Annotated in this window: 9 protein-coding genes; 6 read left to right on the top strand and 3 right to left on the bottom strand. The window is 65.9% G+C overall.

Annotated features, from left to right (window positions below; translation table 11 throughout):
- The first annotated feature begins 6 nt into the window (after positions 1-6).
- Positions 7-273 (top strand): cory-CC-star protein, encoded by a 267-nt coding sequence (locus tag NKF27_RS07145; RefSeq protein WP_253556426.1) that lies wholly within the window; start codon positions 7-9, stop codon positions 271-273.
- Positions 274-385: 112 nt separating this feature from the next.
- Positions 386-1,393: an ArsA family ATPase gene (locus NKF27_RS07150; protein ID WP_253555885.1), complete on the top strand. Its 1,008-nt coding sequence runs from the start codon at positions 386-388 to the stop codon at positions 1,391-1,393.
- A 24-nt stretch (positions 1,394-1,417) separates the two neighbouring features.
- Here NKF27_RS07150 and NKF27_RS07155 read toward each other — a convergent pair whose 3' ends face one another.
- Both NKF27_RS07155 and NKF27_RS07160 read right to left on the bottom strand, forming a co-directional pair.
- Positions 1,418-4,531, bottom strand: coding sequence for an efflux RND transporter permease subunit (locus NKF27_RS07155; RefSeq protein WP_222569267.1), 3,114 nt, complete (start codon positions 4,529-4,531; stop codon positions 1,418-1,420).
- Positions 4,531-5,655, bottom strand: a complete 1,125-nt coding sequence (locus tag NKF27_RS07160; RefSeq protein WP_253555887.1) for an efflux RND transporter periplasmic adaptor subunit — start codon at positions 5,653-5,655, stop codon at positions 4,531-4,533. The genes NKF27_RS07155 and NKF27_RS07160 overlap by 1 nt, the downstream gene beginning before the upstream one ends.
- A 435-nt stretch (positions 5,656-6,090) precedes the next feature.
- Here NKF27_RS07160 and NKF27_RS07165 point away from each other — a divergent pair, with 435 nt between their 5' ends.
- A complete protein-coding gene (locus NKF27_RS07165) occupies positions 6,091-7,266 on the top strand; it encodes an NAD(P)/FAD-dependent oxidoreductase (protein WP_253555889.1) in 1,176 nt (391 codons plus the stop codon).
- A gap of 19 nt (positions 7,267-7,285) precedes the next feature.
- Here the strand turns inward: NKF27_RS07165 and NKF27_RS07170 are convergent, their stop codons facing one another.
- Positions 7,286-8,188 carry a LysR family transcriptional regulator gene (locus tag NKF27_RS07170; RefSeq protein ID WP_253555891.1) on the bottom strand — a complete coding sequence of 301 codons (903 nt, stop codon included), beginning with the start codon at positions 8,186-8,188 and terminating at the stop codon, positions 7,286-7,288.
- A gap of 124 nt (positions 8,189-8,312) precedes the next feature.
- Here NKF27_RS07170 and NKF27_RS07175 point away from each other — a divergent pair, with 124 nt between their 5' ends.
- The 3 genes from NKF27_RS07175 (at position 8,313) to NKF27_RS07185 (ending at position 12,827) form a co-directional block, all read left to right on the top strand.
- Entirely contained in the window at positions 8,313-9,377 is a 1,065-nt protein-coding gene (locus NKF27_RS07175; RefSeq protein WP_045993316.1) for a tartrate dehydrogenase, read from the top strand.
- Positions 9,378-9,565: 188 nt separating this feature from the next.
- Positions 9,566-10,543, top strand: a complete 978-nt coding sequence (locus tag NKF27_RS07180) for a TAXI family TRAP transporter solute-binding subunit (RefSeq protein WP_045993315.1) — start codon at positions 9,566-9,568, stop codon at positions 10,541-10,543.
- A 229-nt stretch (positions 10,544-10,772) separates the two neighbouring features.
- Positions 10,773-12,827, top strand: a complete 2,055-nt coding sequence (locus NKF27_RS07185) for a TRAP transporter fused permease subunit (RefSeq protein WP_253556428.1) — start codon at positions 10,773-10,775, stop codon at positions 12,825-12,827.
- Positions 12,828-12,876 lie beyond the last annotated feature (49 nt).

Genomic DNA, 12,876 nt, shown 5'->3' on the forward strand with positions numbered 1-12,876 from the left:
GAGGGTCTGGCCAAGTGGCGTCGCTGGCTATCGTCGGCGCGCCACTTCGCCGAGGAGTCCTACTCGGCGCCGTACCGCGGCGCCATCGCCCGCGCCCGGCGCGACGAGGACGACCTGTTCATGCTGCTGGTGTTCTCGGAGCTGATGGGCATGCCCAATCCGGTGGGCTACTACACCCTGGAGCTTCAGCCACTGTTGATGGAACGGTTCCATGACTGGCACCAGCGCATGGGCATGGAGCGCTCACCGCTGGATGACTTGCGCTGCTGCTGAACCGGGGGCGCCGGACTGTTACCTGCCAGCACATCATGCGCCGGACCATCTTGCGCACGACGGGAGTGCTGGACCAGGGCCTACAAGGGACCAGAATGGACAAGGGAAGACCATGAAGGAACTGCTGGATCGTCGCCGACTGTGGGTCGGCGGCAAGGGCGGCGTCGGCAAGACCTCGATGTCGGCGGCGCTGGGCGTGCTGGCGGCACGCCGAGGCAAGCGCGTGCTGGTGGCCTCCACCGACCCCGCCCATAGCCTGGGCGACGTCTTTGCCAGCGAACTCGGGGATACCCAGCGGCGGCTATTGCCCGGCCTGGACGCCATGGAGATCGATCCTGATCGCGAGGTCGAGGCGCATCTGGCGCGGGTGACCGCCCAGATGCGGCGCTATGCGGCGCCGGCCATGATGGACGAGCTGGAACGTCAGATGCGCCTGTCGCGGCAGTCGCCGGGAACCCAGGAGGCGGCGCTGCTGGAGCGGCTGTCGCGACTGATGACCGATGACAGCCTGCCCTACGATCTGGTGCTGTTCGACACCGCGCCCACCGGTCATACGCTGCGCTTGTTGAGCCTGCCCGAGGCCATGGCCGCCTGGACCGACGGCTTGCTCGCCCATAGCCGCAAGTCCGAGCATCTGGGCAAGGTGCTGGCCCATCTGACGCCTGGCTCTCGGCGCGACGTGACCTCGCCGTTCGAGTCGGAAGACGAGGCAGCGTCCCGGGATCAGGACCCGCGCACCCGGGATATCGCCGAGACCCTGCTGGCGCGACGACGGCTGTTTCACCAGGCCCGCCGGCGCATCCAGGACGCAAGCCACAATGGCTTCCTGTTCGTGCTGACGCCGGAGCGCCTGCCGATCCTCGAGACCGCCCGTGCCGTGGCGTCACTGGAAGAGGCGGGGATTCCCGTTGCCGCCACCCTGGTCAACCGCGTACTGCCGGTAGAGGCGGACGGCGGCTTTCTTGCCGCCCGTCGCGTGCAGGAAGAGACCTACCTTGCGCGTATCGATGCGACCTTCGCCCACCTGCCGCGTCCGCGGGTGCCCTGGCTCGCCACCGACGTCCAGGGTGTCCCGGCGCTGGAGACCCTGGCCGACTGCCTGGAGAACGCAGGTTTTTAGAACGCTGGTTTTCAGGACAACGGTTCAGTGGGCGTCCGGCGACTGTTCCATCTCTCGCTCCAGCTTGCGCGCCACGTCGCCGGGCGAGCCGGTGCGCCGTGCCATCAGATCGTAGGCCACCGGTACCACGAACAGCGTAAAGAAGGTGGCGGCGGCGACGCCGGTGAAGATCACGGTGCCGATGACGATGCGCGTCTCGGCGCCGGCGCCGCTGGACAGGATCAAGGGCACGCTGCCGGCGATGGTGGTGACCGAGGTCATCACGATGGGACGCAGGCGGGTCATGGCTGCACGCATCAGCGCCTCGCGGAACTCGGTGCCTTCGTCCCTGAGCTGGTTGGCGAACTCGACGATCAGAATGCCGTTCTTGGCGGCGAGCCCCACCAGCATGACCAGGCCCACCTGGCTATAGATATTCAGCGACTGACCGGTCAGCCACAGGCCCAGCAGGGCGCCGCCGATGGCCAGGGGCACCGTCAGCATGATCACCAGCGGATGGACGAAGCTCTCGAACTGGGCCGCCAGCACCAGGAAGACCACCAGGGTGCCGAGTACCAGCAGGAAGGTAGTGGCGCCGGTGGACTCGCGATAGTCCCGGGCCGCGCCCTTGACGTCGGTCTGCACGCCCGCCGGCAGCACCTCACTGACGGCGTTCTCGAGGTAGTCCAGCGCTTCGCCCATGGAGTAGCCGTCGGCCAGATCGGCCTGCAGGGTGATCGCGCGCAGGCGGTTGTAGCGGTTGAGCTGGCTGGGCCCGGCGAAGGCCTCGACGGTGACCAGGCTCGACAGCGGGATCAGCTCACCGGTGCGGTCCGAGCGCACCCGCACGTTGTCCAGGGAACTCGGCGTGGGGGTGGAGCCGCGCTCGCCTTCGAGGATGACGTCGTATTCTTCGCCCTGGTCGGTGAAGCGGGTCACGGTGCGGCCACCCAGCAGTGTCTCCAGGGTGCGGCCGATCTCGCTGACGGTGACGCCGAGATCCGCGGCGCGGGTGTAGTCGATATTGACGTTGAGCTGGGGCTGGTTTTCCTCGTAGTCGCTCTCGAGGTTCAACAGTCTCGGATTGGTCTGGCGAATATGGTCCATCAGGGCGTCGCGCCAGGTCACCAGCTGCTCGTAGCTGCCCCCGCCAAGCACGAACTGCACGCCCTGTTCGGTGCCGCCGCCGAAGCCCTGGCGCATCACCGGGAAGGCGCGGATGCCGGGCAGGTCGGCCAGTGACTGGCGCACCTCGTTCATGATCGGCCAGGCGGGTCGACGCTCGGCCCAGTCCGACAGGCCGACGATGGCGAAACCGGAGTTGAAGTTCTCGGTGTTGCCGCGCCCCTGGGGAGCGATGATCAGCACCCGTTCGACCTCGCCGGTCTCGCGCAGGGGCAGCAGCCGTGCCTCGACCTCGTCCATGTAGTCCTCCATATAGGAGAAGGTGGCGCCGGGCGGGCCGCTGATGATGACGAAGAAGGTGCCGCGGTCTTCCCGCGGGGTGTACTCGGCCGGCAGTTGAGGATACAGCCAGGCGATCCCGGCCAGCATCGCCACAAAGCAGGCTACCACCAGCCAGCGCGCCTTGAGCACGACCTCCAGGCAAGCCCGGTAGACGCCCTGGGCCCAGTTCAGCCCTTCGTCGACCCAGTGGGCCAGGCGTCCCTCGTGAAGACTCGGCGACAGGATCTTGGAGGCCATCATCGGGGTCAGGGTCAGCGCCAGCAGGGTGGAGATGGCCACCGCCGCCGACAGGGTCAGGGCAAACTCGGTGAACAGCTTGCCGACGTCGCCCTGGATAAAGCTCAGGGGCACAAACACCGCGATCAGCACAAGGCTGGTGGCGATGACCGCGAAGGCCAGCTGGCGGGCGCCGCGGAAGGCAGCCACCAGCGGTGTCTCGCCGTACAGGTGCATGCGTCGATGGATGTTCTCCAGCACCACGATGGCGTCGTCCACCACCAGGCCGATGGCCAGCACCAGTGCCAGCAGGGTCAGCAGGTTGATGGTGAAGCCCATGGCCGCCAGGGCGGCGAAGGTGCCGATCAGGGTGACCGGTACGGTGACCGCCGGCACCAGGGTGGTGCGCAGGTTACCGAGGAACACGAAGATCGCCACCACCACCAGACCGATGGCGATGAGCAGGGTGCTGACCACCTCGCGGATGGCGCCGGACACGAAGGTGGAGGCGTCGTAGTTGAGTGACAGGCTCATGCCGTCCGGCAGGCGAGGGGACAGCCGTTGCATTTCGGCGCGCACCGCCTTGGACAGCGCCATGACGTTGGCGGTGGACTGCTTGACCATGCCAAGGCCCACCACCGTCTGGCCGTTGCCGCGAAACAGCGAGCGCTCCTCCACGGTGCCGAGTTCCACCCGGGCCACGTCGGCCAGCCGCACCAGATAGCCGCCTTCGCCGCGATCGAGCACCAGGGCGCGGAAGTCCTCCGGGGTCGAGAAGCTTCGTGGCAGGCGCACCATGAACTGACGATCCTGTGACTCCACCGCGCCGCCGGGCAACTCGACGTTTTCAGCCCTGAGTGCGGACTCCACGTCGCTGACGGTCAGGCCGCGGGCGGCCAGGGCGTCATTGTCGAGCCACACCCGCATGGCGTATTCCTTGGCGCCGCCGACGAACACCCCGGAAACGCCTTCCTGCACCGAGAAGCTGTCCACCAGGTAGCGCTCGGCGTAGTCGGTCAGCTCCGCCGTGGTATAGCCCTCGCCGGACAGCATCAGCCACATCACCACCTCGGAGCTGGTGTCCTCCTTGCGCACCTCCGGTGGGTCGGCCTCGTCCGGCAGATTGTCGGCGGCACCGGAAATTCGGTCGCGCATGTCATTGGCGGCGGCGTCGATGTCGGTGGACAGGCTGAACTCGACGTTGATATTGGAGCTGCCGTCGGTGGAGGTGGAGGAGATCACCTCGATGCCGGCGATGCCGGCGATGCGCTCTTCGAGTACCTGGGTGATACGGGTCTCGACCACGTCGGCGGACGCCCCGGGGTAAGCGGTGCGGATGCTGACGATGGGCGGATCGATGGTCGGGTATTCCTGCAGCGGCAGACGGGTCAGCGCCAGCAGGCCGAAGGCGACGATCAGGGCGGCGAGCACGGTGGCCAGCACCGGGCGCTGGACGGAAACGTCGGACAGGCGCATCAGGTGTCGTCTCCCTGGCGCTGCTCGAGCAGGATGTCACTGACGCTGGTGGTGTCGTCCTCGATGCCGATCAGCGTGATCCGGGAGGCTTCATGCAGGCGGTCATTGCCGTGGGTGACCACTAGCTCGCCGGCCTCGAGTCCCTTGACGACTTCCACGTCGCCTTCGCGCCGCGAGCCCACCTCGATATCCCGGCGAACCACCTCACCGGCCTCGGTCGACGTCGGCTCACGCGTGGTCAGTACCCAGACCCGCTGGCGCTGGCCTTCCGGGACCAGCGCGGATTCGGGAATCACCAGCGCCTGACGCGGGCTTCTGGCGATGGTCACCCGCATCAGCATGCCGGGACGCAGCAGCCTTTCTTCGTTGTCGAGCAGGGCACGCACCGAGATGCTGCGGCTGATCGGGTCGATGCGCGAGTCGATGGTGGCGATCTCTCCCTCGAACACCCGGTCCGGGTAGGCCGCGGTGGTGGCGGTAAGCGTGAGCCCCCGTGACAGCGAACCGAGCTGGACCTCGGGCACGTCGAAGTCGAGCTTCATGTGGGAGACGTCGTCCAGGGTGGTCAGCTCGGTGCCTGGAGTGACCAGGGTGCCGACGCTGATGTCACGCACCCCGACCACGCCGTCGAAGGGCGCCTTGACCCTGTAGTTCTCGAGCATCGCCTCGAGCCCGGCGATGGTCGCGTCCACCTGCTGAAGCTGGGCACGACTGTCCTCGACGTCGGCGCGGGGCGCCAGATTGCGGCTTTCGAGTTGGGCGAAGCGATTGACCGCGTTCTGTCGCTCGGTGCGCAGTGCCTGGGCCTCGCGCAGGGCGGCGCGTTCCTCGATGTCGGACAGCTCCACCAGCACATCGCCTTGGCTGACCTCTTCGCCGCCCTCGAAGTTGAGCGCCGAGACGGTGTCGGTCACCGTGGCCGACAGGGTCACGCTCTCGTTGGCCGACAGCGTCCCCAGCGACTCCAGCGGATCGGACCAGGCCTCCTGGGTCACCTCGGCGGCGATCACCGGGGTGGGGGGAGGCCCCTGGGTGCCGGCACCGCGCTGCTGCGCCAGGCTGGGCGACACCACACCCGCCAGCACCGGGGCCAATACCAGAGCCAGGGCCAGGCGAACCCCCATCCTCCCTGGTCTCGACGTGCGATGCGATAGGGTCCTGGGGCAACGAACTGACGGCATGGCAAGCTTCCTGCGTTGGGCATTCTACGGTGGACGGCGCTCGAGGCGTGGCCGACGCACAGCGTAAACGATCGGATACGATGGTCGTACACAAGTGTCCGAGGATAGCGACAGCATGCCTGAGACATGGCCTCGCTGGCTTGAGCAAGGTGCGGGTTGCACAATCTTTTCGCAAGTCGTTCGCCGAGTAACAACAGGCCGTTGCATGCCACGGTGTTTCAGGGCGAATCGAGTGGACGGCTCTGCTAGTATGGCGGGCTTTTGTTGCGCCAAGGGTTTCGGCAACGCGCTTGCACATGGCGACCAGCCAAGAGTGAGGCGCGGCCGACGAGGGCGCCAGGGCGTGATGCGAACAACGGGCGGTGAGGGGAGTGGTCCATGAAGGTTGACGTGGTAGTGATTGGTGCCGGAGCCGCCGGTCTGATGTGTGCGCTGACGGCGGGCTACGCCGGACGCTCGGTGCTGGTGATCGATCACGCCAACAAGCCGGGCAAGAAGATCCTGATGTCCGGCGGCGGGCGCTGCAATTTCACCAATATGGCGACGACCCCGGCCAACTTCTTCTCCGCCAATCCCCACTTCTGCATCTCGGCGCTCAAGCGCTATCGCCCGGAGCACTTCGTCGAGCTGGTCGAACGCCACGGCCTCGAGTACGTCGAGAAGGCGCCGGGACAGTTGTTCTGCGCCGACTCCGCCAAGGACCTGCTTCAGGTGCTGCTGACCGAATGCGACTGGGCCGGCGTCGAGCTACGCCTGAAGACCAGTGTCGAGCGCATCGAACGCCAGGGCGAGGGCATGCGCCTGGCCACCTCCGCCGGGCGCATCGATGCCGGTGCAGTGGTCGTCGCCACCGGTGGGCTGTCGATCCCCAGCATGGGCGCCACCGGCTTTGGCTACGATATCGCCCGTCAGTTCGGCCTGGAGGTCACCGAGACCCGGGCGGCGCTGGTGCCCTTTACCCTGACCTCGCAGTGGAAGGAGCGGGCGGCCGCGCTTGCCGGGGTGTCCACCGACGTCGTCGCCCGCTGTCGCGGGGGCGAGTATCGTGAACCCTTGCTGTTTACCCACCGTGGGCTGTCTGGTCCCGCCATGCTGCAGATCTCCAGCTACTGGCAGTCCGGCGACGACCTCGAGATCGACCTGATGCCCGGCAAGGACGCCTTCGAGGCGCTGTGTCAGGCCCGCCGCGATACCCCCAAGCGTCGCCTGTCCACCTGGCTGTCCGAGCACTACCCCAAGCGCCTGGCGCAGTCCCTGGTGGAGTGGCAGGGCGATGACGGCGTTCTCGCCGAGCGCTCCAACGCAAGCCTTGCGGCCTGGGCGGACTTCCTCAACCGCTTTCACATCAAGCCCTCCGGCACCGAAGGCTGGCGCACCGCCGAGGTGACCATGGGCGGCGTCTGCGTCGACGCCATCTCGTCGAAGACCTTCGAAGTCCAGGGCCTGCCCCAGCTTCGCTTTATCGGCGAGGTGCTCGATGTCACCGGCGAACTCGGCGGCTACAACTTCCAGTGGGCCTGGGCGTCGGCCGTGGCCTGCGGCCAGTCGGTGTAGACGCTTCGTCCCCCCCTGCCTACTCGTGCGACGGCAAGGCCTCCATCTCGCTGACCAGGTGGTCGATAAAGCGGCGGATGCGGATCGGCAGGTGATCGGCGTAGGGGTAGACCGCGTAAATGTCGGCGTTGGGTAGCTGGTAGTCCGGCAGCACCCGTACCAGGCGTCCCTGCTCCAGATGTTCGTGCACGTCCCACTCGGCGCGCACGGCGATGCCGTGGCCGCGAATGGCCCAGGTCAGCACGCTCTCGCCGTCGTTGGCCGACAGGTTGCCACGGACCTTGACCTGATGGTGACGCTCTCCCCGGGTGAAGCGCCAGTTGCCGTAGGTGTCGTCGTTCTGTCTGAGCACGATGCAGTTGTGTTCGCTCAATGCTTCCGGGGTGTCGGGATGCCCGTGTTGCTTCAGATATTCGGGTGATGCGCAAAGCAGACGTCGGTGGGAGGCGATCTTTCTGGCATGCAGTCCCGAGTCGGGAAGGGTGCCGAATCGGATACCGATATCGAAGGCATTTGCCACCAGATTAAGCGGGTGATCCGAGAGGTGAAGCTGACAGTCGATATCGGGGAATTGTTCGACGAAAGATGCGACGAAAGGAGCAATATGACGTCGACCGAATCCGAAGGGGGCGTTGATTCTTATCTGTCCCGAGGCTTCGTCGGCGTTCACCTTTAGTGCATGGTGAAGCGCTTCCATGTCGGCCAACATGCGCTTCGCGTAGCGCAACATGACGACCCCGTCCGGGGTCAGACTCATGGCTCTCGGGGTGCGGTAAAAAAGCTGGGCGTCCAGGGATTTTTCCAGATTTGCCAAGCGCTTGCTGGCAGCAGCCGGGGTGATGTCGAGATCCTTTGCGGTGCGCGACAGGCTGCCCGCTTCACACAGGATGACAAAGAATTCGAGGTCGGCAAGCGATTTCATGGTTAACCCAGGCGTCATGGTAGCTTCAACCGCCAGTCTATTGCCGCCAATTGTCCCTGTCACCTAGCCTTCGTGAACCCGGCAAGACCTCCGGTTTACAGAATCTTCAGTGAGGTGAAAGCAGATGAGAACGCATAAGGTGGCGGTGATTCCCGGTGACGGTATCGGCCTTGAGGTCATCGAGGCAGGCAAGCAGGTCATCGAGGCGCTGGCCAAGAAGAGCGGCGACTTCAACTTCGAATTCGAGGACTTCGACTGGAGCTCGAAGCGCTATCTGGAACAGGGCGAGTACATCCCCGAGGGTGGCCTTGCGAAGCTCGCGAAGTTCGACGCCATCTACTTTGGCGCCGTGGGCAGCCAGGACGTGCCCGACCATGTGTCGCTGTGGGATCTGCGCCTGGCCATCTGCCAGGGCTTCGATCAGTACGCCAATGTGCGCCCCGCTCGGGTGCTGCCGGGCGTGAAGAGTCGTCTCGAGGGCGCCGACAAGATCGACTGGGTGATCATCCGCGAGAACAGCGAGGGTGAGTACTCCGGCAACGGCGGGCGCGTGCACCAGGGGCTGCCCGACGAGATCGGCACCGAGCTTTCCATCTTCTCGCGCAAGGGCATCGAGCGGATCCATCGCTTTGCCTTCGAGATGGCCCAGAGCCGCCCGCGCAAGAAGCTGACCCTGGTGACCAAGTCCAATGCCCAGCGTCACGGCATGGTGCTGTGGGACGAGGTGTTCTTCGAGGTGGCCAAGGACTTCCCCGAGGTCGAGATCGATCGTGAGCTGGTCGATGCGGTGACCACCCGCATGGTGCTCAAGCCCGAGACCCTGGATGTGGTGGTCGCCACCAACCTGCACGCCGACATCCTCTCGGATCTTGCGGCAGCGCTTTCCGGCAGCCTGGGTATTGCGCCTACCGCCAACCTCAACCCCGAGCGCAGCTTCCCCTCCATGTTCGAGCCGATCCATGGCTCTGCCTTCGATATCGCGGGCCAGGGGATCGCCAATCCGGTGGGCTCGTTCTGGACCGCGGCGATGATGCTCGAATACCTCGGCGAGAACACCGCCGCCGAGCGCCTGATGGCAGCCATCGAGCGCCTGACCGAGTCCGGCATGCAGACCAAGGACCTGGGCGGCGACGCCATGACCCGCGACGTGACGGCGGCCATCTGCGCCGACATCGAGGCCCAGGGCTGAGTCTGAGATCCCCGTCGTTTCCTGCCCCCTGCGGGCAGGAGGCGATGACCTTGTCCCCGTCGGATGGCATCGATGCCGAAATACCGACGCGGGATTCGGGGAGGCTCGGCTTTCGAGCAGAGACTCCCCGCTCCACGAGCCCATCGAGAGGCTTGGCAGTAACAATCACAACGCCAAGGAGCAACGCCATGAAATCCCAAACCCTTCTTTTCAGTGCAGTGATCGCCGCGGTGGCGGCGAGTCCGAGCATGGCCGCCGACGACCAGAGTGACTGGCCCCAGAGTGTCACCATCGGCACCGGTAGCCAGGGCGCTACCTACTACATCTACGGCAGCGGCTGGGGCAACCTGGTCGGTGAGCGCACCGGCATCTCGTTCGGCGCCGAGGTCACCGGTGGCCCGGTACAGAACGTCACCATGGTGCAGATGGGCGAGCACGAGTTCGGCATGGTCACCATGGGACCGGCCTACCAGGCCTGGCAGGGCAACAGCAAGCTGGCTCCGGGGGTCGAGCACACCGACGTGCGCGCAGTCTTCCCGATGTACCAGACGGCGCTGCAGGTGATCGCGCTCGAGGACTCGGGCATCGACTCCATCGATGACCTCGACGGCAAGACCGTCGGTATCGGGCCGGCCGGTGGTACCGGCGATCTGTATTTCCCGCAGATCTTCGACAAGCTCGGGATCGAGGCAGATACCCGCAACGGCGGCGCTGCCGACCAGGCCGGTCAGGTCCAGGATGGCCTGCTCGATGCGTTCGCCTTCGCCTCGGGGATTCCGGTATCGGCGTTCAGTCAGCTGGAAGCCCAGGCCGACGTCAACATCTTCTCGTTCTCGCCGGAGGAGAGTGAGCAGTTCCTCGAGGACTTCCCGGCACTCAGCGCCTCGTCGATCCCGGCCAGCGCCTATCAGTCGCTGGACGAGCCGACACCGGCGGTGTCGATCTGGAACTTCGCCATCACCCACAAGGACATGCCGGAGGGACTGGTCTACGAGGTCACCAAGGCCGTGATGGAAGAGCATGAGCGCATGCTCAAGGTCCATGGCTCGGCCAAGGAGACGCTGCCGGAAAACTTCTCCCAGAACAGCTTCATGCCCTGGCATCCGGGCGCCGTGCGCTGGTTCGAGGAGAACGGCTACGACATCCCGGACGATCTGGAAGGCTGAAGTGCTATGGCGCCGGCCGTCTGAGACGGTCGGCCCTTGAAGCTCGTGAGCCGGGGTCCGCCAGGGCCTCGGCCCTCGTGACCTGAGGTACAGCGAGATGACAACGACAAGACAACCGGAGCCCGCCGACGAGGTGGCTCCGCTTCAGACGGTGGTGGCGGATGGCGCCGACGAGCTGCCCCGTGCCCACAACGAGCGCGTCCTCGGCGGGCTGGTCGGCAGGACAGTGATGCTCGGCTGCGTGCTGTTTACCGCGATGCACCTCTACGCGCTGAATATCGCGCCGATCGAGACCTGGACCTTTCGCATTCTGCACATCGCCGGTGGACTGATGGTCGGCTTCGCCATCACCGCAGCGATGTCGGTGGACCCTGAAGGCGGGGCCGGCAAGGGCTCAAGGCCAGCAGGACTCGAACGTCTCGCTGCGCTGATCACGGCACTCGCCAGTGGCTACGCGGGTGCCTGCGCGCTGGCCCTGTGGGGGCTGAGTGAAGGCCCTGGTGTGGCGGTGACCAACTGGCTGCCGCTGCATCTGGCGGTGGCGCTGGCGATCGCCAGCGTGGCGGGGGTGGTATCGAGCTGGTGCTTTCCCAGTCGTGGTGATCGCATTCACTGGCCGGATCTGGCGCTGATGGTATCGGCGCTGGTGGTGGCGGCCTTTCTGATCTTCGTACTGGGACGCTGGCGCATGGCGGCGGGCACTCCGCTGGTGGGCACGCCTGAGCTGCTGGTCTCGGCCAGTGGGGTGCTGTTGATCATGGAGCTGACCCGGCGTATCGCCGGTCTGGCGCTGATCGCCATCACCAGTGTCTTCCTGCTCTACGCCTTTGCCGGGCCCTACCTGCCGGGCATCCTCGAACATGACGGCTACACGGCCAAGCGCTTCTTCACCTACCTGTACACCGACAGCGGGGTGCTGGGGCCGACCACCGCGGTGTCGTCCACCTACATCATCCTGTTCATCACCTTCGCCGCCTTTCTGCAGGCCTCCAAGGTCGGGGACTACTTCGTCAACTTCGCCTTCGCCGTGGCCGGGCGTTCGCGCGGTGGCCCGGCCAAGGTGGCGGTATTCGCCTCGGGGCTGATGGGCATGATCAACGGCACCTCGGCGGGCAATGTGGTGGCCACCGGCTCGCTGACCATCCCGTTGATGAAGCGGGTGGGCTACCATCCGCTCAGCGCGGGCGGCATCGAAGCGGCAGCCTCCACCGGTGGCCAGATCGTGCCACCGATCATGGGCGCCGGCGCCTTTATCATGGCCGAGATCACCGGCATCCCCTATACCGAGATCGCCTTCGCCGCGCTGATTCCGGCGGCGCTGTACTTCCTCGCCATCTATCTGATGGTGGACCTGGAAGCCCGACGCGACGGCATGCAGGGTCTGCCCAAGGACCAGTTGCCGCTGGTCACCGAGATGCTCAAGCGGGTCTATCTGTTCCTGCCGATCATCATCCTGATCACCACCCTTTTCATGGGCTATTCGGTGATCCGCGCCGGTACCCTGGCGATGGCCAGTGCCGCCGTGGTGTCCTGGTTGACGCCGCACTGGATGGGGCCCAAGGCCTTGCTGCGGGCGCTGGAACTGGGGGCCCGAATGTCGGTGCCCTTGATCGCGGTGTGCGCCTGTGCCGGCATCATCGTCGGCGTGATCTCGCTGACCGGCGTCGGTGCGCGTTTTGCCTCCATGCTGCTGGGGCTGGCCGACACCAGCCACTTCCTGGCGCTGTTTTTCGCCATGTGCATCTCGATTCTGCTTGGCATGGGCATGCCGACCACGGCGGCCTACGCGGTGGCAGCGTCGGTGGTGGCGCCTGGGCTTCAGCAGATCGGTATCTCGCCGCTGGTGTCGCACTTCTTCGTGTTCTATTACGCGGTGCTGTCGGCGATCACGCCACCGGTGGCGCTGGCCGGCTACGCGGCGGCGGCGATCTCCAACACCAATGCGCTGAAGACCGCGGCCACCTCGTTCAAGTTCGGCCTGGCGGCGTTCATCGTGCCCTTCATGTTCTTCTACAGCCCCGAGCTTCTGATGCAGGGGGCCTGGTGGGCGATCCTGAGGGTGGCGATCACCGCCGGCATCGGCATTTATCTGCTGGCGGCGGCGCTTCAGGGCTACTTCCTGGCGGCCCCGGCGAATCTGCTCCAGCGTCTGGTGCTGGGGGCGGCCGCCCTGGCGATGATCTCCGGTGGTCTTGTCACCGATCTGATCGGCCTGGGACTGGGCGCGGCGATCTGGGGCGTACAACGCTGGCGCCACAAGAGCGCCGGTACGCTGCCCTCCTGAGGAGCGCAAGCCCAGGGGGAAATCACGCGGAGGCGGCCTACGGGCCGCC

This window comes from Halomonas sp. DN3, assembly GCF_024137905.1.
Classification (GTDB): Bacteria; Pseudomonadota; Gammaproteobacteria; order Pseudomonadales; family Halomonadaceae; genus Halomonas; species Halomonas litopenaei.

Bases quoted from the DNA above. Each gene is read 5' to 3' on its own strand.
- NKF27_RS07180 (WP_045993315.1), top strand. From the start codon at position 9,566: ATGAAATCCCAAACCCTTCTTTTCAGTGCAGTGATCGCCGCGGTGGCG.
- NKF27_RS07170 (WP_253555891.1), bottom strand. From the start codon at position 8,188: ATGAAATCGCTTGCCGACCTCGAATTCTTTGTCATCCTGTGTGAAGCG.
- NKF27_RS07160 (WP_253555887.1), bottom strand. From the start codon at position 5,655: ATGGGGGTTCGCCTGGCCCTGGCTCTGGTATTGGCCCCGGTGCTGGCG.
- NKF27_RS07165 (WP_253555889.1), top strand. From the start codon at position 6,091: ATGAAGGTTGACGTGGTAGTGATTGGTGCCGGAGCCGCCGGTCTGATG.
- NKF27_RS07185 (WP_253556428.1), top strand. From the start codon at position 10,773: ATGCTCGGCTGCGTGCTGTTTACCGCGATGCACCTCTACGCGCTGAAT.
- NKF27_RS07155 (WP_222569267.1), bottom strand. From the start codon at position 4,531: ATGCGCCTGTCCGACGTTTCCGTCCAGCGCCCGGTGCTGGCCACCGTG.
- NKF27_RS07150 (WP_253555885.1), top strand. From the start codon at position 386: ATGAAGGAACTGCTGGATCGTCGCCGACTGTGGGTCGGCGGCAAGGGC.
- NKF27_RS07175 (WP_045993316.1), top strand. From the start codon at position 8,313: ATGAGAACGCATAAGGTGGCGGTGATTCCCGGTGACGGTATCGGCCTT.